This window comes from Hydrogenophaga sp. (assembly GCF_051860785.1).
Classification (GTDB): Bacteria; Pseudomonadota; Gammaproteobacteria; order Burkholderiales; family Burkholderiaceae_C; genus Hydrogenophaga.
On the sequence record NZ_JBIMLB010000003.1, the window covers coordinates 18,322 to 37,607 of the forward strand.

Annotated in this window: 22 protein-coding genes, 1 other RNA gene and 1 riboswitch; of the genes, 6 read left to right on the forward strand and 17 right to left on the reverse strand. The window is 67.8% G+C overall.

Features of this window, described 5'->3' with window-relative positions; translation table 11 throughout:
• The first annotated feature begins 60 nt into the window (after nt 1-60).
• Nucleotides 61-663: a 3'-5' exonuclease gene (locus ACTIF6_RS05300; protein WP_439586962.1), complete on the forward strand. Its 603-nt coding sequence runs from the start codon at nt 61-63 to the stop codon at nt 661-663.
• Between the two features lie 3 nt (nt 664-666).
• Here the strand turns inward: ACTIF6_RS05300 and ACTIF6_RS05305 are convergent, their stop codons facing one another.
• From ACTIF6_RS05305 to ACTIF6_RS05315, 3 genes are read right to left on the reverse strand one after another with little or no spacing between them, the layout of a single operon-like run.
• Complete coding sequence (locus tag ACTIF6_RS05305) at nt 667-879, reverse strand: DUF3820 family protein (RefSeq protein WP_439586963.1); 213 nt, start codon at nt 877-879, stop codon at nt 667-669.
• Entirely contained in the window at nt 876-1,703 is an 828-nt protein-coding gene (locus ACTIF6_RS05310; RefSeq protein WP_439586964.1) for an alpha/beta fold hydrolase, read from the reverse strand. Before ACTIF6_RS05310 ends, ACTIF6_RS05305 begins: the two co-directional genes overlap by 4 nt.
• A 6-nt stretch (nt 1,704-1,709) precedes the next feature.
• The gene (locus ACTIF6_RS05315; RefSeq protein WP_439586965.1) at nt 1,710-2,912 is read right to left on the reverse strand and encodes a PLP-dependent aminotransferase family protein; all 1,203 of its coding nucleotides are present in this window, start codon (nt 2,910-2,912) and stop codon (nt 1,710-1,712) included.
• Nucleotides 2,913-2,985: 73 nt separating this feature from the next.
• On the opposite strand from ACTIF6_RS05315, the gene nth reads away from it, so the two are divergent.
• Nucleotides 2,986-3,624 (forward strand): endonuclease III, encoded by a 639-nt coding sequence (nth, locus tag ACTIF6_RS05320; RefSeq protein WP_439586966.1) that lies wholly within the window; start codon nt 2,986-2,988, stop codon nt 3,622-3,624.
• Nucleotides 3,625-3,634: 10 nt separating this feature from the next.
• On the opposite strand, the gene ACTIF6_RS05325 is transcribed toward nth, so the two are convergent.
• Genes ACTIF6_RS05325 through ACTIF6_RS05390 form a run of 14 tightly spaced genes read right to left on the reverse strand, consistent with a single transcriptional unit; the run spans nt 3,635 to nt 17,204 of the window.
• A complete protein-coding gene (locus ACTIF6_RS05325) occupies nt 3,635-4,189 on the reverse strand; it encodes a histidine phosphatase family protein (protein ID WP_439586967.1) in 555 nt (184 codons plus the stop codon).
• Nucleotides 4,186-5,001 carry an adenosylcobinamide-GDP ribazoletransferase gene (locus ACTIF6_RS05330; protein ID WP_439586968.1) on the reverse strand — a complete coding sequence of 272 codons (816 nt, stop codon included), beginning with the start codon at nt 4,999-5,001 and terminating at the stop codon, nt 4,186-4,188. Before ACTIF6_RS05330 ends, ACTIF6_RS05325 begins: the two co-directional genes overlap by 4 nt.
• Entirely contained in the window at nt 4,998-6,044 is a 1,047-nt protein-coding gene (gene cobT / locus ACTIF6_RS05335) for a nicotinate-nucleotide--dimethylbenzimidazole phosphoribosyltransferase (RefSeq protein WP_439586969.1), read from the reverse strand. Before cobT ends, ACTIF6_RS05330 begins: the two co-directional genes overlap by 4 nt.
• A complete protein-coding gene (locus ACTIF6_RS05340) occupies nt 6,041-7,498 on the reverse strand; it encodes a cobyric acid synthase (RefSeq protein WP_439586970.1) in 1,458 nt (485 codons plus the stop codon). The genes cobT and ACTIF6_RS05340 overlap by 4 nt, the downstream gene beginning before the upstream one ends.
• Nucleotides 7,495-8,472 (reverse strand): aminotransferase class I/II-fold pyridoxal phosphate-dependent enzyme, encoded by a 978-nt coding sequence (locus tag ACTIF6_RS05345; protein ID WP_439586971.1) that lies wholly within the window; start codon nt 8,470-8,472, stop codon nt 7,495-7,497. The genes ACTIF6_RS05340 and ACTIF6_RS05345 overlap by 4 nt, the downstream gene beginning before the upstream one ends.
• A complete protein-coding gene (gene cbiB / locus ACTIF6_RS05350; RefSeq protein WP_439586972.1) occupies nt 8,469-9,431 on the reverse strand; it encodes an adenosylcobinamide-phosphate synthase CbiB in 963 nt (320 codons plus the stop codon). The genes ACTIF6_RS05345 and cbiB overlap by 4 nt, the downstream gene beginning before the upstream one ends.
• Nucleotides 9,432-9,445: 14 nt before the next feature.
• On the reverse strand, nt 9,446-10,027 hold the full coding sequence (cobO, locus tag ACTIF6_RS05355) for a cob(I)yrinic acid a,c-diamide adenosyltransferase (protein ID WP_439586973.1): 582 nt from the start codon (nt 10,025-10,027) through the stop codon (nt 9,446-9,448).
• Between the two features lie 17 nt (nt 10,028-10,044).
• Nucleotides 10,045-10,794 (reverse strand): ABC transporter ATP-binding protein, encoded by a 750-nt coding sequence (locus tag ACTIF6_RS05360; RefSeq protein ID WP_439586974.1) that lies wholly within the window; start codon nt 10,792-10,794, stop codon nt 10,045-10,047.
• An 8-nt stretch (nt 10,795-10,802) separates the two neighbouring features.
• On the reverse strand, nt 10,803-11,807 hold the full coding sequence (locus ACTIF6_RS05365) for a FecCD family ABC transporter permease (RefSeq protein WP_439586975.1): 1,005 nt from the start codon (nt 11,805-11,807) through the stop codon (nt 10,803-10,805).
• Entirely contained in the window at nt 11,804-12,676 is an 873-nt protein-coding gene (locus ACTIF6_RS05370; protein WP_439586976.1) for an ABC transporter substrate-binding protein, read from the reverse strand. The genes ACTIF6_RS05365 and ACTIF6_RS05370 overlap by 4 nt, the downstream gene beginning before the upstream one ends.
• 8 nt (nt 12,677-12,684) lie before the next feature.
• Entirely contained in the window at nt 12,685-13,248 is a 564-nt protein-coding gene (gene cobU / locus ACTIF6_RS05375) for a bifunctional adenosylcobinamide kinase/adenosylcobinamide-phosphate guanylyltransferase (protein ID WP_439586977.1), read from the reverse strand.
• The gene (locus ACTIF6_RS05380; protein WP_439586978.1) at nt 13,241-14,062 is read right to left on the reverse strand and encodes a cobalamin-binding protein; all 822 of its coding nucleotides are present in this window, start codon (nt 14,060-14,062) and stop codon (nt 13,241-13,243) included. The genes cobU and ACTIF6_RS05380 overlap by 8 nt, the downstream gene beginning before the upstream one ends.
• Nucleotides 14,059-15,390 carry a cobyrinate a,c-diamide synthase gene (locus tag ACTIF6_RS05385; protein WP_439586979.1) on the reverse strand — a complete coding sequence of 444 codons (1,332 nt, stop codon included), beginning with the start codon at nt 15,388-15,390 and terminating at the stop codon, nt 14,059-14,061. The genes ACTIF6_RS05380 and ACTIF6_RS05385 overlap by 4 nt, the downstream gene beginning before the upstream one ends.
• A complete protein-coding gene (locus ACTIF6_RS05390; protein ID WP_439586980.1) occupies nt 15,372-17,204 on the reverse strand; it encodes a TonB-dependent receptor domain-containing protein in 1,833 nt (610 codons plus the stop codon). The genes ACTIF6_RS05385 and ACTIF6_RS05390 overlap by 19 nt, the downstream gene beginning before the upstream one ends.
• 79 nt (nt 17,205-17,283) lie before the next feature.
• Nucleotides 17,284-17,537, reverse strand: a riboswitch (cobalamin riboswitch).
• A 50-nt stretch (nt 17,538-17,587) separates the two neighbouring features.
• Here ACTIF6_RS05390 and ACTIF6_RS05395 point away from each other — a divergent pair.
• The 4 genes from ACTIF6_RS05395 to ACTIF6_RS05410 all read left to right on the forward strand — a co-directional run bounded on the left by ACTIF6_RS05395 (nt 17,588) and on the right by ACTIF6_RS05410 (nt 19,277).
• A complete protein-coding gene (locus tag ACTIF6_RS05395) occupies nt 17,588-17,827 on the forward strand; it encodes a DUF904 domain-containing protein (protein ID WP_439586981.1) in 240 nt (79 codons plus the stop codon).
• On the forward strand, nt 17,824-18,207 hold the full coding sequence (locus ACTIF6_RS05400; protein ID WP_439586982.1) for a cell division protein ZapA: 384 nt from the start codon (nt 17,824-17,826) through the stop codon (nt 18,205-18,207). Before ACTIF6_RS05395 ends, ACTIF6_RS05400 begins: the two co-directional genes overlap by 4 nt.
• Nucleotides 18,208-18,279: 72 nt before the next feature.
• Nucleotides 18,280-18,459, forward strand: a non-coding RNA gene (gene ssrS, locus ACTIF6_RS05405) — 6S RNA.
• Between the two features lie 2 nt (nt 18,460-18,461).
• Nucleotides 18,462-19,277 carry a sulfite exporter TauE/SafE family protein gene (locus ACTIF6_RS05410; protein ID WP_439586983.1) on the forward strand — a complete coding sequence of 272 codons (816 nt, stop codon included), beginning with the start codon at nt 18,462-18,464 and terminating at the stop codon, nt 19,275-19,277.
• The last annotated feature ends 9 nt before the right edge of the window (nt 19,278-19,286 follow it).

Sequence of the window (19,286 nt, forward strand, 5' to 3'; positions counted from 1 at the left end):
TGCGGTCGGTGTCGAAGAGGGAGGGCGCGATTATGCGCGCCGAGGTATCCTCGATCGCCCATGCAGCCCCGCGAACTACACCCCACGCCCGACAAAGACCAGATCGCCCTGCTCGATCCCTTCGAGCGCCTGGATCTCGATCGCATCGCGCTGGTGAGCACGGCCGCACAGGCACGGGAGGCCTGCGCCGAGCTGGCGGACCACCGTGTGTGGGGCTTCGACACCGAATCCAAGCCCACGTTCTTCAAGGACCAGGTTTCCGACGGACCACACATCGTCCAGCTGGCCACGCTGCAGCGCGCCTGGGTGTTCCAGTTGCACGATCCCGCCTGCCTGGCGCAGGTGGCGGCCCTGCTGGCCAACGGCGAGCACACCAAGGCCGGCTTCGGCCTGGGCGATGACACCCGGCGCATCGTGAGCAAGCTTGCGGTGGAGCCCGCGGGCGTGCTCGAACTCAATACGGTGTTTCGCGCACGCGGCTACCGCAAGGACATGGGCGTGAAGGGTGCGGTGGCGGTGCTGTTCAACCGCCGGTTCATCAAGTCCAAGAAAGCCGCCACCTCGAACTGGGCCAACCCACGGCTGAGCGAGGCCCAACTGATCTATGCCGCGAACGACGCGTGGGCCGCCGCGCGGGTGCACGAGGCGCTGGGCCTCGGCTGAAGCTCAGCGGCGGCGCAACGGGGTGAGCAGATCACCCAGACCGTTGTGGTCGATCTCGTTCATGAGCGCCAGCAGGCGACCGATCTCGCCTGGCGGAAACCCTTCGCGCGCGAACCAGTTCAGGTAGTTGCCCGGCAAATCCGCGATCAGGCGTCCCTTGTACTTGCCGTACGGCATCTCCACAGTGAGCAGACGCTCGAGATCCTCCGGCTTCATACCGGCAGGTTTGAACGGTCCAGCCAGGCGCGCACGCAGGCGTTGAACTCGGCCGGCTTCTGGCGCATCACCCAATGCCCGGTGTCCATGGCGTGAACCGCACAGCCCGGCGATACGGCCAGTTGCTCCAGCCAGCGCGCCGAATGAAACATGAAAGGCTTGCGTCGACCGTAGATGTAGAGCGCGGACAGCCGGCTGCCCAGCAGGTGGTCCACCCGCGCCACGCCGCGCAGACCGCCGAAGGCGCCGAACCAGCCCATGGCATAGGGGTAGTTCATCTGCCAGCCGATGTGCGCGGGCGGATTGCGGCAACCGATGCTGCGCGCCATGAAGCGGGTCATGCGGTCGGCAAGCCGCGGCGCCCAGCCACCCAGTTTCCAGGCCAGGGCCAGCCAGAGCTGGTAGCCCGCAATCATGAGCTTTTCCTTCATGCTCAAGCTCTTGAAATAGGCGCCCGAGCCCGTGTCGCCGATGTCAACGCCCACCACCCGGGCCACCCGGTCGGTGTGGCGCGCGGCAAACTCATAGCCAAAGAAGCAACCCCAGTCGTGCAACAGCAAGGTGACCGGCTCGTCCGGGCTCACCGCGTCGACGACCTGCCGGACGAACGCCGTCAGATCGACCACCGACATCGGCCTCGGCGGCAGCGTGAGGTCGTAACCCGGCAGGCAGAACCGGACGCAGCGGTAGCCGTCCTTCAAGGCCGCCACGGTGCTGTCCCACATCGCAGGCGTGTCGGGCCAGCCGTGCAGCATCACCACCGTGTGGACGCCCTCGCCTTCCGCGATCACGTCGATGCCGTCGACCCGCAGGGTTTGGCTCATGAGATCTCAGAGTGCCTGCGCCAGGCGTCCCACACCTTCCTCGATCTTGTCCAGGCCCACCGTGGCAAACGACAGGCGCAGGGTCGAGAGGTCGGGCTGACCGGCGTAGAACGGTGCGCCCGGCACGAAGGCCACGCCTTTGTCGATGGCGCGTTTCGCGAATTCGCCGCCGTCCTTCACCTTGCCACCGGCACCCGTGAGGCGCGCCCACACGAACAGACCCCCCTGCGGCTGCACGAAGGAGATGGCGTCGCCCAACTCGCGGCGCAGCGCGTTGCCCATGGTGGTGGCGCGCTCGGCATACACCTGCCGCACCCGCGCCAGCGTGGCCGGCATGCGGCCGGCCTTGAGGTACTGCGCGGCCGTGGACTGCGCAAACGTGCTGGTGTGGGCGTCGCTGAACTGCTTGCACATGGTGGCCTTGGCCAGCAGATCCGCTGGCCCCACCATCCAGCCCACACGCAGGCCGGGGCTCAGCACCTTGCTCAGCGAGCCGCAATGCACGAGTCGATCGCGACTGCCCGGCACGGTGGAACTCAGGGCCAGCAGGCTGGGCGGCGGTGCATCGGCGAAGTACAGGTCGCCGTACGGATCGTCCTCCACGATCAGCGTGTTGTGCTTCACCGCCATCTCCAGCACGCGCTGGCGCCGCGCCTGGCTGAGCATGGCGCCGCTGGGATTGCCGAAGGTGGGAATGAGATAGACGAACTTGGGTTTGTGCTGCTCGATCAGCTTTTCCAGCACGTCGGTCTGCACGCCATCGCCATCCACCGGCGCGCTGATGAGTTGGGCACCGTAGAGGCGGAAACACTGGATGGTGGCGAGGAACGTGGGGCCTTCGACGATCACCTTGTCGCCAGGGGAAATGAGGGTCTTGCCCAGCAGGTCCAGCGCCTGCTGGCTGCCGGTGGTGACGATCAGGTCGTTGCCGCTCACGCCCTGCGCGCCCTTGCTGCCCATGAAGGCGGCCAGTTGTTCGCGCAGCGGCTGGTAGCCCTCGGTGGCGCCGTATTGCAAGGCCCCACCCGCTTCCTCGGTGAGCGCTGCGTTCACCGCTTCGCGGATGCCCTCCACGTCGAACAGGGCGCTGTCGGGGAACCCACCGGCAAAACTGATGATGCCGGGCTTGCCCAGCAGCTTGAAGAGTTCGCGGATGGCGGAGGTTTCTACGTTGTTGAGGCGGTCGGCAAAGGGAACAGTGAAGGACATGGCGGTTGCTCTCTTGGATTCAGGAAAAAACCAGTCCGCATTGTCGCCAATTCATTGGATAGACTCCTCGCCGATGAACGCCGCCGCCATCGAAGCCTTCTTTTCCACCCTGAAGGCAGCCAATCCCCACCCCCAGTCGGAACTGGAATACACCACTGTTTTCGAACTGCTCGCCGCCGTGCTGCTCTCGGCCCAGGCCACCGACGTGGGCGTGAACAAGGCCACGCGCAAGCTGTTTCCGGTGGCCAACACGCCGCAGGCCATCCTGGACCTGGGGCTCGAAAGGCTGGAGAGCTACATCAAGACCATCGGCCTGTTCCGCAGCAAGGCGAAGCATTTGATGGAGGCTTGCCGCATGCTGGTGGAACGCCATGGCGGCGAGGTACCGGACTCGCGCGAAGCACTGGAAGCCCTGCCGGGTGTGGGCCGCAAGACCGCCAATGTGGTGCTCAACGTGGCCTTCGGAGAGCCCACCATGGCGGTGGACACGCACATCTTCCGCGTGGGCAACCGGACCGGCCTTGCGCCGGGCAAGACGCCGATGGCCGTGGAGCAGCAGTTGATGAAGCGCGTGCCTGCGGCCTACGCGGTGGATTCGCACCACTGGCTGATCCTGCATGGGCGCTATGTGTGCCAGGCACGCAAGCCGCTTTGCCCACGCTGCACGGTAGCGGCGTACTGCGACTTCAAGGACAAGACCGTCGCTGCCTGAAAGCGCGGCTTCAGAGCGAGATGGCGGTCCAGCCCCCGGGCTCGGGTCCTTCCTTCGGCCATTCGCCCGCCTCGCGGATGTGCGGGCCGCCGCTGTCCACGATATGGCGCACCGCGCGGATCACGCCGGCGTGGGTGACCCACAGCACGTCGCTGGAGGTGGCCGGGAGCAGATCGGCCAGCGCAGCGGCCACGCGGTAGAGCAACTGCTGCGTGCTCTCCATGCCGCCAAAGCGGTGGTGCGCGAAGTCGGCCATCCACTCATCGAAGGCGCTGCGCGGAACGTCAGCCCAGGGCTTCAGTTCCCAATGGCCAAAGTCCATCTCGTTCAGGCGCGTGTCGATGCGCGCCGCACCCAGGTCGGGCCGTTCGGCCTGCAGGGCGCCCACCATCTGCTGCGCACGCACGAGACCCGACACCCACACTGGCGTGCCCTCGGGCAGCAAGGGGGCGATGGCTTTCGCCGCCTCCCGCGTGAGCGCCATGTCGGCAGTCACGTCGCTGGCGCCGTAACAAAGGCCCGGTGGCAGTGTCACCAGGGCATGGCGCAGCAGCCAGAGCTTCATGACAACGCCGGCACGGCGAGCGCAGCACCCAGGTAGAACAGCACCTCGCTCACCTGCTGCGTGGCGCCCAGGCCATCGCCGGTGAAGCCCTGCAGGCGGCGGCGCAGCAGGCGCCACATCCACGCCAGCCCGAGCAGCGCGCCCAGCACGGCCTGCGCCCACAAGACGGCCCCAGGCAGCCACCAGAACACCAGCGCCATGGCCAGCGCCCACCAGAGCAGCCCGACCAGCAGCCCGGCGTTGCCGATGCTTTCGGCCAGCGGCTTGCTCTTGGACTGCGGCGTGTCGCCCACGTGGTGCAGCGTGCGGATCACCACCAGCGGAGCGGCGCGCGAGGTGACGTGCGCGGCGAACAGCACCAGCGCAGCGAGCACGGCGCCCGCCTGCGCCAGCAAGGCCAGCAGCGCCACCTTGGTCAGCAGCACCATCACCAGCGCGATCGCGCCATAGCTGCCAATGCGCGAGTCCTTCATGATCGCCAGCGCGCGTTCGCGATCCGGGCTGCCCCCCAGCCCGTCGGCCAGGTCCGCCAGACCGTCTTCGTGAAACGCGCCCGTCAGCAGCACGCTGAACACGGTGCTGGCCACGGCCGCCACCCAGGACGCAGCGGGCAAAGGCGGCAAAGCCCAGAGGAAGGCAAGAAACACGAGCGCACTCAACCCGCCCACGATCCAGCCAACGCCGGGAAAATGCGCGGCACTCGCACGCAGCATCGCCGGGCTGAAGCCCACCCAGTTCGCCAGCGCCCCCGTCACCGGGATGCGGGTGAAGAACTGCACCGCCAGCAGGAAGTGCCGAACGAAGCCACTCATGTCTTGATCGGTTCCTGCGCGTCGCTGCGCGACACGCCAGCGGCCTCGAAACTCGCCATCTCGCGCAGCAGCGCACAGGCGCTGACCAGCAGCGGCCAGGCCAGCGCCGCGCCCGAGCCTTCGCCCAGCCGCAGGCCCAGGTCGAGCAGCGGCTCGGCCTTGAGGTGCGCGAGCATCAGCGCATGGCCCCGCTCGCCCGAGCGGTGAGCGAACACACAGCGCTGCAACACGAAGGGCTGCAACTTGGCCGCCACCAGCACGGCCGCGCTGGCGATGAAACCGTCGACCACGATCACGCGGCGCTCGGCGGCGGCCTGCAGCACCGCGCCCACCAGCGTGGCGATCTCGAAGCCACCGAAGGCGGCCAGGGCCTCCAGCGGCGTCCGGGCATCGGCGTGCAGCGCCAGCACGTCGCGCAGCACCTCGATCTTGCGCAGCACCGCATCGGCGTCGAGCCCGGTGCCCGCGCCAGTCACGTCGGCCACCACCAAACCACCCAGCCGCGCCAGCAGCATCGACGCGGCGGAGGTGTTGCCAATGCCCATTTCGCCCAGCAGCAGCGCGTTGCCCGGCAGGCCGCTCACCACCTCGCGCCCGTTCCGGATGGCCTGCTCGCACTGCGCAGCGCTCATGGCAGGTCCCGCCAGCGCGTCGGCCGTGCCGTGCGCCACTTTCTTCACCACCAGGCCGTCACGCTCGGCGAAATCGTGGTTCACACCACAGTCCACCACCGTGAGACCGATGCCGTGCTGGCGCGCGAGCACGCTCACCGCCGCGCCACCGGCCAGAAAGTTCTCCACCATCTGCCAGGTCACGTCGCTCGGGTAGGCCGAGACACCGCGCGCAGCCAGGCCATGATCGGCGGCGCACACCAGCATCTGCGGATCGCGCAGTTGCGGCCGCGCGTTGCCCAGAATCAAGCCGATGCGCAGGGCCAGCGCCTCGATGCGGCCCAGCGATCCTATGGGCTTGGTCTTGTTGTCCAGCGCGCGCTGCAGCGCGGCGGCGAGCTCGGGGTCGTGAAGGTCGTCGATGTTCGTCATGGTCGGGGCGCAATGAGTTGGTCGAGCACGCCCTGCTCGAAATGGGTCTGGATGAAATCGGCCAGGCCGTCGAACACGGTCTCCAGCGTGGGCGCGCTGGCGCCAAACAGCGCATGCAGCACGCGCGGGTCTTCGAACAGGCCGTGCAGGTACACGCCCAGCACGTTGCCCGCCGCGTTCTGCCAGCCGAGGCCGTCGGGCAGCACCGCGCGCGCCAGGTCGCCGGCGGCGGCCATGGCCGGATGCTGCGCGGTCTGCCCATGGTGGATCTCGTAGCCGGTGACGGACACACCCGAGAGCGCGGCCCATGGACCCAGGACGCCTCCGAAGCGTGCCTGTGTGCCCTGCACGGTCTTGTCCCGCTCGAACTGCGTGACCAGCGGCAGCAGGCCCAGGCCGGGCGCGTTGCCGTCGATGCCATGCGGGTCGATCAACGCTTCCCCCAGCATCTGCAGCCCACCGCACACGCCCAGCACCGCCCCACCCTTCGCCGCGTGCGAAGCCACGGCACGGTCCAGGCCCTGCGTGCGCAGCCAGGCCAGATCGGCGGCCGTGGCCTTGCTGCCGGGCAGCACGATCCAGTCGGCACCCGCGCAGTCGGCCGGCGTGCGCGCCCAGACCAGGCGCACACCGGGCACGTTCTTCAGGGGCTGGAATTCGTCGAGGTTGCTGATGCGGGGATACGCGAGCACCGCGACGGTCTTCGTTACCGCGCCGGCCGCACGCGTCCGGTCATCGAACACACCGTCTTCCTCCGGCAGGCCGTGCTGCCACCACATCGGCAGCGTGGCAACCGTGGGCACGCCGGTGAGTTCCTGCAACTGCTGCGGCGCAGGCGCCAGCAGGCTGGCATCACCCCTGAAGCGGTTGAGCACGAAGCCCTGGATGAGCGCGCGCTCCTCGGGTGGCAGCAGCGCCCAGGTGCCGTACAGGTGTGCGAACGCGCCGCCCCGGTCGATGTCGGTCACCAGCAGGCAGCGCGCCTTCGCGTGCAGCGCCACGCGCATGTTCACCACGTCGCTGTCGTGCAGGTTGATCTCGGCGGGCGAGCCGGCGCCTTCGATCACGACCACGTCGTTTTCCTCGCGCAAGGCATCGAGCGCGGCGGCCAGTTGCGGCCACACCTTCAGACTGCGCCCGCGCCACGGCAGGGCGGAAAGGTCTTCGCTCACCTGCCCCATCAGCACCACCTGGCTGCGCGTGTCGGCCTCGGGCTTGAGCAGCAGCGGGTTCATGCGCACCTCTGGCACGGCGCGCGCGGCCAGCGCCTGGAAATACTGGGCCGACCCGATCTCGCCGCCCTGCACGACCCGGGCGTTGTTGCTCATGTTCTGCGCCTTGAAGGGCGCTACTTTCAAACCCTGGCGTGCGTAGTAACGGCACAGGGCCGTGGTCAGCCAGCTCTTGCCGGCCCCACTCGTCGTGCCCAGCACCATCACGCAGCGCGCCTTCATGTCAGGGTCTCCCGTTGCAGCCGCAAGGCCGTGTGCAGCGCGGCCTGGGCCTGCGGCGGCTGAACGCTCAGCCGCCAGTGATCCGCCAGGCCCAACGAACGCGTGTCGCGCAGTTTGATGCCTGCAGCGCGCAGCGCGGTCTCATCGATCGCGTGCGGCGCGCTGGCACAGAAGTAGTTGGCCTCACTGGGCAGGCAGTGCCAGCCCAGCCCGGCCAGCATAGCCTGCTGGCGGGCCTTCCACTCGGCCAGTTGCTTGCGGCTCTGAGCCAGCCAGTGCTGCGCTGCCTGCGACAACCAGGCCTGCAGCAGCGCCACGGCGTGCGCGCCCAGCGGCCACGACGGCGCCAATCCGTCGAGAGCGCGGCCCAGTGCATCTGCGTGACGCGGTGCAATGGCGTAAGCGCCGCGCACCCCCGTGAGACCCATCGCCTTGTTGGGCGTCCAGAGTTGCCACACGCGATCCAGCGCATCGCCCCGCACGCTGCTCTTGCCTTCCAGGCGCAAGGGCTCGTAGGCCAGGTCCATCACGATCACCGCGTCGGTGGAAAGCACCTGCGGTGCGAAGGGCTCTGCCCCGCCGAGCGGGCTGCTCGGCTCGCACAACCAGGCCAGTTGGGCCTGCGCGGGCTCCCTCACCGTTTCCAGCCGCCACGCACCCGCAGCGGCTGCGTAGTCGCCGTAGGCTTTCTCGGGCAGCCACACGCGCTGGCCGCCTTCGCGCGTCACACAGGCGGTGATCCGTGTGATGAATTCGCTTGCGCTGGCGGCGAGCACGATGCGCGCCGCGTCCACCGCGTGAAAGGCTGCGAGCGATTCGCGCAACGCCGCGTAAGAAGGGTCGGGGTAGTGCCGGGTATCGGCCTGCTGCACCGCAGCCAACACCGCCGGGCAAGGCCCGCAGGCGTTCGCGTTGGTGGAGAAGTCCCACTCCGGCACGCCCAGAGCGTCGGTACCGCCGTGCATGCGCGTCATGGCCGTGCGCTCCCGATACACAGCGCCACGAGCAAAGCCGCCAGCGCAAGCAGGCCGACCACACGGCCCGCCAGTTGCAAGGCCCTGGCGGTGTCCTCGCGCTGCGCCAGTCGGCCTTCGGCGTGCAGCACGTACACACCGGGCTTGGCCAGCCGCACGTCCAGCGCCAGCGCCATGGCCGCCATCGGCCAGCCGCTGTTGGGCGACGGCGTGAGCCGCGCCTGAGCAGGCCAGGCGCGCCACCCGCGCAGCGAACCCAACAGACCGAGCAGCGCGCCCGTGATGCGGGCGGGCAGCCAGGACAACACGTCATCGGCCCGCGCCGCCCATTTGCCGGCCCAGGTCCAGTCGCGGCCGTTGCGCTCACCCCGGTAGCCCCACATGGCGTCGGCCGTGTTGGCAAAGCGGTAGAAGGCTGCGCCCGGCAGGCCGGCAATGGCGAACCAGAACAGCGGCGCGACCACCGAGTCGTTGAGGTTTTCGGCCAGCGATTCGATGGCGCTCTCGCGCACCTGCGAGGCATCGAGTGTGGACACGTCGCGGCTTACCAGCCGCGCAAGTCGCTCGCGTCCGGCTGAAAGGGATTCGCTCAGCGCCGCCTCGACCGCTCGCACTTCGTCGCGCAGCATGCGCCAGGCCAGCAGCGGCTTGAGCAACAGGCCCAGCGCCAGCGCCTGCAGCCACCACCACCACGACGACAGCCACATCAGCAGAGCCACCGATGCGCCCACCACCAGCGCCGCACCGAAGCACCAGGCCAGCGCCCCGCGCACGAAGGCACCGGCGCGCCGACCGCTCGATGACGGCGCAACCCACCGAGCCGAAATTTCCAGGTAGCGACCCATGCCCACCACCGGATGCCAGCGCGGCGAGGGTTCGCCGAACACACGATCCACGCCAAGCGCCACCAGCATGGCCAATGGCCCTGCAATACCGGCAGCCAGCAGATCGGTTCCCATGGTGCCGGGCGATCCTAGTCTTCGATGCCGCGCTGGGCAGGTATGCCCGCCTTGAACGCATGTTTGACGAGCGTCATCTCGGTGACCGTGTCGGCCAGTTCGATGATCTCGGGCGGACAGCGCCGGCCGGTGATGACGACGTGAACATGACGGGGCCTTTCGCGCAGCGTCTGCAACACATCGTCCAGCGGCAACCAGCCATAGATGAGCGGGTACGTGAGTTCGTCGAGCGTGACCATGAAATGGTCACCGCCCAGAATCGCAGCGCGTGCTCTCTGCCAGCCATCGCGCGCAAGCTGCGCGGAATGCTCGAGGTCCTGGCTCTTCCAGCTGAACCCATCTCCCAGCCCCTCGATGGGAAGGCCTAGCTGTTCGAAGACCCGATGTTCGCCAAACCGTGCACTGGGCACCTTCATGAACTGGAAGATCTTCACCAACTTGCCGTGCACATGCGTCCGGCCGAAAGCACGCAGCGCGAGGCCGAAAGCCGCCGTGCTCTTGCCCTTGCCGTCACCGGTGTGCACGATCACCAGGCCACGCCGCTCGCCTTCTGGCTTCTGGTAGCGCTTCTCGGTGGGAGGGGTTTCGATCTGCATGCGGGTCTCCTGTGTCATCAGCGGGGCAGCGCGACCCACTGGTCACCCAGTGGATGGATCGCGATGCGGTGGTCAAAAACTTCTTCCAGCGCCTGGTGCGTGCCCGGGTCATTGCAACCGCCGTGGTGCCGCACACGACCTTCTGCCATGACCACCATTTCGTCCGCGTGCAGCGCCATGCCGATCTCGTGCAGCACGCTCACCACGGTCTTGCCGTTCGCCACCAGATCGCGCACCAGCAGCAGCCAGTCGGCCTGGTGAGGCGGGTCGAGGTTGGCCAGGGGCTCGTCCATCAGCAACACGTCGGCGTTCACCGCCAGCAGGCGCGCCAGCAGCACGCGCTGGCGTTCACCGCCCGAAAGCGCGCCCAGCGACCGGTGGCGCCAGTCCCAGGCCTGGGTGGCGTGCAGCGCCGCTTCCACCGCCGCACGGTCGGCCTCGGAGGGCGGCGCCAGCCAGGGCTGGTGCGGCAAACGCCCGAGCATGGCCACGTCCCACACGCTGAGGTCGTCCGCACCCTGCTCGCCTTGCCCCAGCCAGGCCAGGCGGCGCGCCCGCTCGCGGCCACGCCATTGCCCGAGCGGGCGACCCAGCAGTTGCACCTGGCCACCATGCGGCAGGAGGCCAGCGAGTGTCTTGAGCAACGTGGATTTGCCGGCGCCGTTGGGTCCGACCACGCTGGTCCAGCGCGCGGTGGGCAAAGCCACGTCGATGCCGTGCAGCACCGGCACGCCACCCAGCGCCACCCCGATACCGTGTGCCTGCATCGCGTGCGTCACAGCACACCCCCCGGTTGTCGGCGACGGTGCATCAGCCACAGCAGGTAGCTGCCACCGAGCACCGCCGTGAGCACGCCCACGGGCAGTTCCTGCGGTGCGATCACCCAGCGCGCGAGCACGTCTGCAGCCATCAGCAGCAGCCCCCCCATGAAGGCGCTCAGCACGACCAGCCGGGCGTGCGTTGTTTTCACGATGGAGCGCACCAGGTGCGGTGAGGCCAGGCCCACGAAAGCGATCAACCCCGTCTGCGCCACCGCCGCACCGGTGGCCATGGCGAGCACCGCTACCAGCGCCACGCGCACCGCAGCCAGCGGCAGGCCAAGGCTGATGGCCGTGGCTTCGCCCAGGGCCAGGCCATCGAGCACGCGGCCCAGCGACGCGGCAATCAGCACCGCCACGAGCAACATACCGGCCATCACACCGCACGAAGCCCAGCCCACGAACCCGGTGCTGCCCAGCGTGAAGCCCTGCATGGCTTGCAGGATGTCGGGCGCGGCGATGGTCACGAGATCGCGCGCGGCGCCGAGCACCACGCCGACGATCACACCGGCCAGCAGCAGGCGCAAGGTGTGCTGCACGCCCTTGGCCAGCGCCAGCGTGAGCACCACGCCGAGCACGGCGCCAGCGAACGCGGCGCCTGTTAGGCCCAGGCGCACCAGCCACTGGGTGGCAAAGGGCGAGGTGCCGAACAGGGCCAGCGCCAGGGCCACGCCCAGCGCGGCACCCGAGGCACTGCCCAGCAGGTAGGGGTCGGCCAGGGGGTTGCGGAACAGGCCCTGGGCCACGGCACCCGCCAGTCCGAGCAGTCCTCCTGCCATCCACGCGCCCAGCGTGCGCGGCAGGCGGATGTCCCACAGGATCTGCCAGGCCACCGGATCATGGCGCGCGTTGAGCACGCTATCGAACCCCGTGCTGCCCACGCCAGCGCCCAACAGCAGCACGGCCAGCGCCGCCAGCAGGAGGCCGGCACCCAGCCACAGGCTGCGCTGCGCACCCGTCATGGCGCACCTTTTTGCGCGATGCAGCGCGCCATGACGCGCGCGGCCTCAGCCATGCGTGGGCCCGGGCGCACCAGCACGTCGGACTCCTCGGGCGTGAACACGCAGATGTGCTGCCCGCGAATGGCTCGCAGGCCCGCCCAGCCGGGGCGCTGCTCCAGGCCCTGCACGTTGCGCGAGCCGATCATGATCAGGTCGGGGTTGGCACGCACCACGTACTCGGGGTTGATGCGCGGAAACGGCCCCATCTTCGGTTCGATGATGTTCTGCACACCCAGGCGCGCCATCATCTCGCCGATGAAGGACTGCGTGCCTGCCGCGTAGCCACCCGAGCTGACCTCGTAGTACACGCGCAGGTTCTTCGCACGCGGCGGCAGCGACTGTGCGGCGGCCGACACGCCGGCATCGATGGCGCGCCAGATGCGCAGTGCATCTGGCACCTCGAGCAATTGCCCCAGCAAAGCCATGACGCGCTGGGCATCCTTCGAGGTTCGTGGCTCCAGCGCCAGCACCTTCAGGCCGAGCGCCTCCAGCCGCTGCACACCGCGCGACGAAGTGGCCATCAGCACCACGTCGGGCTTGAGCGCCACGATGGCCTCGATGTTGGGATCGATGCCGCCACCCGTCTGGGGCAGCGCGCGCACGGATGCGGGGAAATTCGAGTACCGGTCCACGCCCACCAGCCGGTGGCACTGGCCCAGCTCACAGACCGTTTCGGTGAGCGAAGGCAGCAGCGAAACGATGCGCTGCGGCGACTGCGCCAGCGTCACGGTGACACCCCGGTCGTCGGTCACTTGCACGCTGGCGGCGTGCAGCGCCCCCACGGAAAAACCGCACAGCCACAGCGCAGACAGGCGAAGAAGCGTCAGCATGAATCTCATCAACTTGAATCTTTCAGGGTCAGCGGCAGTCCTGCCGCCATCAGCGTGACGCGCTGGCAGGCAGCAGCCACCGCCTGGTTCAGGCCGCCGAGCGCATCCACGAAGGCACGCACCTCGCGCCCCAGGGGGATCACGCCCAGGCCGATCTCGTTGCCCACCAGCACCACCGGCCCGGGCGCCGCCGCAATCGCCCGGCAGAGCGCCAGCCGGGGCGCCTCGACATCAACGGCTTCGCCCGCGGCGGGCATCAACAGGTTGGTCAGCCACAAGGTGAGGCAGTCCACCACCACCAGGGTGTGCGGCGTGCTGCCCGCGTGCAGCGCGTCGGCCAGGGCGATGGGTTCCTCCACCGTCACCATGCCGGGCACGCGCTCGGCACGGTCACGCTGGTGGCGGGCGATGCGCTCGCGCATCTCGTCATCCCACGGTTGGCCGGTGGCGATCAGCACCGCCTGGCGCGCGGGTGCGCCGTCAAGCCATTGCCGGGCCAGGGATTCCGCGCGGCGCGACTTGCCACTGCGTTGACCCCCGAGGATGAATTCGCTGTGCGCGATCTCAACCATGGCGGTGCATCCAGTCGACCACGATGCGGTGCATCTGGTCCACGCCATCGGTGAGCGCGGCAGGGCCGGGCTGCAGGATGTCGGCCGACTTGATCTCGAACAACTGGCCGTTCTTCACGGCGTTCACGTCCTGCCAGCCTTCGCGCGCGGCCACTTTCTCGGGCCGGAATTTCTTGCCGCACCAGGAGCCGATGACGATGTCCGGGTTGCGCTGCACGATCTGCAGGCCGTCGCCGATGATGCGGTCCTTGCCCAGCGGCATCAATGAGAGTTCGGGAAACACGTCATCGCCACCCGCAATGCCCAACAGCTCGGACACCCAGCGGATGCCGCTGATGTGCGGCTCGTCCCATTCCTCAAAAAATACGCGGGGCCGGCGCTTGCCACTGGCCTGCAGCGCGGTCACCGCATCGCGGATGCAGCCGAGCCGAACCCGCGTGGCCTCGATCCAGCGCTGCGCTTCCTCGGCGCAACCCACCATGGCCGCCACTTGGTAGAGCATGGACAGGATCTCTTCCACGCTGCGCTGGTTGAACACCGTCACCTGCACGCCCGCACGGATCAGCAAGGCCGCGATGTCGGCCTGCAGGTCGGAAAAACCGAACACGCAGTCGGGTTTCAGATCGAGGATCTTGTCGATCTTTGCGCTGAGGAACGCACTCACCTTGGGCTTCTCCTCGCGCGCACGCCGGGGACGCACCGTGTAGCCCGAAATGCCCACGATGCGGTGCTCCTGCCCGAGCAGGTAGAGCCACTCGGTGGTTTCTTCGGTGAGACAGACGATGCGCTGCGGACCGAGAGCCGGGGTGTTCATGCGGCCTCTCCTGCCAGGAACAGCGAGGCCGTGGCTTCGGGGCTGGAGGCGAACCAGGCATGAAAGTAACTGGCCCGCAGCGAGCCGCAACGGTACACCGCCTCGCCACGTCCTCCAGCGCCGCCGCGCGTGGACTCGGTCCGGCACGCGGGCTCCAGAGGCGACTCGCATCGCGAATAGTGAAAGGTGTGGCCCCGCAACACGCCCTGGGGCAGCACAAGCTGTTGCGGGCCCAGGGCCACCAGCCGCGGCTGCATGGTCACGCGTCCGGGCAGAACGCCCCACATCGCGTGGGTTTCGCCATCCAGCGTGGCGAGTTGATCGAAGAGCGGCATCATGCCGCCGCATTCTGCCCACACGGGGCGACCGGCCTGCACATGAGCCACCAGACTGGCGCGGGAGGTCGTGGCCGTGGCCAACGTGGCCGCATGCAGCTCCGGATAACCGCCCGGCAACCAGGCGGCATCGCAAGCGGGCAGCGGCTCGCCGGCGAGCGGCGAGAAAAAAGCCAGCTGTGCGCCGAGTGATCGCAACACGTCCAGATTGGCCGGGTAGATGAAGCAGAACGCGGTGTCGCGAGCGACGGCCACGGTCTTGCCCGCGAGCAGCGGTGGTACGGTGGCACGCGGCGCGGGTGCTTCGAAAGGCACCACCCAGCGCGAGAGCGCGGCCCCATCCATGCGACCCAGCGGCGTTTGCGCCAGGGCATCGGCGGCGGCGTCCAGGCGGGCGAGCGCATCCGGCAGCTCGGCCGCGACCGTCAGGCCAAGATGCCGCTCGGGCAGCGTGAACGCGGCGTCGCGCATCACCGCGCCAAGAAAGCCCTCTGCACCTTCCAGCATCTGCGCATGGCGCGCGCTGGCCACGCGGTTGGCCAGCACACCGGCCCAGGGCAACCCGGGGCGAAAATGCTGCATGCCAAACGCCAGGGCACCGAATGTGCCCGCCATGGCCGAGGCGTCGATCACCGCCAGCACGGGCAGACCCAGGCGCTGAGCGAGATCGGCCGCGCTGGGCTCGCCATCGAACAAGCCCATCACACCTTCGACCACGATGAGGTCCGACTCGAGAGCGGCCGCATGCAGCCTCGCTCGCGCGTCGTCCTCACCCGTCATCCAGAGATCGAGGTTGTGCACCGGCTGGCCGGTGGCCAGCGCGAGCCAGTGCGGATCCAGGAAATCGGGTCCGCACTTGAAGGCACGCACGCGCCAGCCAGCGCGTGCGTGCAGGCGCGCCAGCGCGGCAGCCACCGTGGTCTTGCCCTGGCCCGACGCCGGGGCCGCGACCAGGACGGCCGGGCAGGTCGAACTCAAGGGCGGGGTTTCCATTCCAGCGTCAGGTACGCAGCTCGGCCAGGCTGGTTGTAGCCGCGGGCGGTTTCGTAGGCCTTGTCGGCCAGGTTGTTCAGCCGCAGGTTCACCGACCAGTCTTTGGTGACACGGTAGGCGGTGTAGAGATCCAGCGTGGCGAAGCCCGGCAGACGCACGGTGTTGGCCGCGTTGTCGAAACGATCGGACATCGCCAGCAGCGAACCGCCCCAGGTCCAGGCCCCCGTCTGACGATCCAGCGCCAGCGTCAGGTTCTCGTCGGCGCGGCGTTGCAACTTGAGGCGGTTGACCTGGTTGCGTGCGTCGAGCAACTCCAGATGGGCATTCCAGGTCCAGTCGCCAGACGCTCCCATGTAACCGAGCGACCACCCTTCCATGCGTGCTCGCGGCACGTTCACAACCACCGGCTGCGTGGTGATGAAGCCACGCACCCGGTTGTCGAAACGTGTGAGCTTGATCTCGTGCAGGCCCTGCGTGTAGGTCAGGCCGGCCTCGGCGTTCTTGCCTCGCTCAGGCTGGGTGCTGGGATTGCCGTTGAAGAAAGGCGACACCCAGTACAGGGTGTTGAACGATGGCATCTTGAACGACGTGCCATAGGCGACGTGAGGGCGCCAGTTCGGCGTGATCTGGAAACCGTAGCTGGCAAAGCCCGTGGTGGCACCGCCGAACTGCGAGTTGCTGTCACGTCGCAGGTTGGCCTGCCACAGGTGCTGGCCGGCCTGGCCCTGGACGCCGGCGAATGCAGCGCGTGTGGTGCGGCTGTTGACGGCATAGGCCTGCGTGCCCGAAACGGCCTCCTTGATGGATTCCAGCCCCACGACCACATTGCCTGCAAAGGTGTTCCAGTCGTGCTGCAGCGTGGCTTGCGTCTGGGCGGTTTCGAAACGCGAGGTGTCGGTGACGTTGAATGTCGTGGCGCGATCGTCGCTGCGCGAGAGCTTGAACTGCGTGCGCGAGTCGGCCGACCACTTGCGCTCCAGACCCCAGCCAGCGATGCGCGTGGTCATGTCCGTGCGCGCATTGAACGCGGTGGGGCCGTTGTCGTATTCCGTCGTGCCATCGGCCTGGGTGAAATGCAGGCTGGTCGTCCAGCCGGGTGCGATCGCCCAGCGCAGCGAACCCGAGACGCTGTCCTGATCGAAGGCGTCGTCGTCCGGGTTGTGACCACCAAAGGCCACGTTCGGGTTGGTGGCCGAGAAACCCCGTTCGTGCACAGTGCCTGCGCTCAACGAGTAGGTCACCGTGTCGGTACCGCCACTGAAGCCGGCGCTCGCGGCACGGTGGCCGTAGCTGCCCAGCGTCACGCTGGCGTTAGGGTGAAAGCCCTTCTCGCCCTGCTTGGTGAAGATCTGCACCACGCCGCCCACGGCGTCGCTGCCATACAGCGCAGATGCAGGACCCTTGAGCACCTCGATGCGGTCGATGATGCCCAGTGGAATGTTGTCGAACGAAGCCGAGCCGGCGGTGGACGAGCCATAGCGCACCCCGTCGACCAGCAGGAGCACATGGCGCGACTCGGTGCCACGGACGAACAGGCCCGACTGCTTGCCCAGGCCGCCATTGGACGACATCTGTAGACCAGCGGCGCGGGCCAGCACTTCGGAGAGCGTGCGACCCACGGATCGCTCCAGCGTTTCGGACTCGATCACGACGACGTCGCTGAGCACGGCATCGGTCCGGGTTTCGACCCGTGTGGCGGTGACCACCGTTTCCTTGAGCAAGGCGACGGTGTCGGTCTGGGCGTGGGAAGGGAACGTGGCCAGCATGGCCAGAGGCAGCACGGCCAGGGGCGCGCGCAGATTGCGGTTTTTCATGAAAGAGAACACAAGCTTGAGTGCCCTCACCGTCTTCCCCGACGGTGCGTGGGCGTCACGGCAGCGCGCCGTTGCCGGACGCACCACCACCTTGTTGGCCGGTATCCGGGCTGGCAGAACAACCTTCATCGCCTTCCCAGACGACAGGCGATGTCGTCCAGTGGCTGCGTGATGAAAGCGGAGTGGCCATGGCAGGGTGTGCCAGGCTTCTCGTCTGCTTACCGTTGCGGGGGCAGCGCAGGTTAGGTCCGTCTCATGAGACATTCCCTCCTGCTTCCCGTTGAACTGCGGCATGTGAACCACACCGCGAGCACCAACAGCGGGCATTCTAAGCCGCGACGGCTTGGGGCAACCCTACAATGTGAAAACTGCGAATCCCAACCATGGCCGATCCCAAGCACATTGACCAGATCACCGAGCGCGTGGAGCGGCTGCTGCTGCGCCACGAAGAACTGCAGCGCACCAACTCGCTGCTGGTCGAGCAGGTGCATGCCCTGCAGGCCGAGCGCGATTCGCTGAAATCCCGGCTCATGGCCGCGCGCGCGCGCATCGACGCATTGCTCGAGCGACTGCCCCCCGGAATGGGCGACGCCATCAAGGGCGCACCGAAGGAACGTACATGAACAAACCCGGCAGCAAGCAGATCGAAGTGCAGATCATGGGCCAGAGTTACCTGCTCTCCTGCCCGCCCGGTGGCGAGGCCTCGCTGCTCGACGCCGTCGAGCGCGTGGACACGGCCATGTGCCGCATCCGCGATGCGGGCAAGGTCAAGGCACGCGATCGCATCGCGGTGCTGGCCTCGCTCAACCTCGCGTTCGAGCTCTCGCAAAAGGAAGCCGTGGCCTTTCAGGCATCTTCTTTCGGACAGCCCGAGAACAGCGCGTTCGCCGAAGCTGGCGGCGCGTTCGAGAGCGAGCCATTGGACCCGCAGACCCAGGCACGCGTGGACGAGCTGATGCGCCGGCTCGACCAGACCCTCGACAAGGACGGTCGACTGCTTTGATCACCGCTCGTCACTGCACGAACGTTGATCGACCGATGGTCCGCATCGCGCGCATGACGCGCCTACAATTCATACCGTCTGCAGTGCGCGCCGGGCTTTATATTTCCTTGAACCAATGCTCATAGAGCCCGGGCTTGGTACATTGCGTGGTTGGTGCGAGCGTCTCGCGTCAGACGAACCCGAAGCCACGCTGCCCTCGCCCACCTGAACCCCGGTTCAGGATGCCGGTCCGGTGGCACTTGCAGACACCCTTCATGTCCTTAGATCTCCTGCTGATTCTCGAACTGGCCGTGCTCGGCCTTGCCACTGGTTTCCTCGCCGGCCTGCTCGGCATTGGCGGAGGCATGGTGATGGTTCCCTTCATCACCTTCATCCTCGCAGGACGCGGCGTGGAGGCGGACCTCGCCGTCAAGATGGCCATCGCCACGTCCATGGCCACCATCATCTTCACATCCATCTCCAGCGTGCGCGCGCACCACAAGCGCGGCGCCGTGCGCTGGGACGTCGTCAAGGGCCTGGCGCCCGGCATCGTGCTCGGCTCCATTGCAGCCAGCCTGGGCGTGTTCGCGTTGCTCAAAGGCTCCTGGCTCGCCTTGTTCTTTGCCGCGTTCGTGGGCTTCTCGGCCACACAGATGCTGCTGGACAAGAAGCCCAAACCCACGCGCACGCTGCCAGGCACGCCCGGCCTTCTGGGCGCCGGCGGTGTGATCGGTTTTCTTTCGGGCCTGGTGGGCGCAGGTGGCGGTTTCGTCAGCGTGCCCTTCATGACCTGGTGCAACGTGAGCATCCACAACGCCGTGGCCACCAGTGCCGCACTCGGTTTTCCGATCGCGCTGGCCAACGCCCTTGGCTATGTGGTTGCAGGCCAGGGTGTGAAAGACCTGCCAGCAGGATCGATCGGCTACATCTACGTGCCCGCGCTGGTGGTGATCGCCAGTGTGAGCGTGCTGATGGCACCGCTGGGCGTGAAGGCAGCGCATGCGCTGCCGGTGAAGTCGCTCAAGCGGGTATTCGCCGGCCTTCTTTATCTGCTGGCGGCCTACATGCTCTACAAGGGCATCACAGCTTAGGCAGGCACT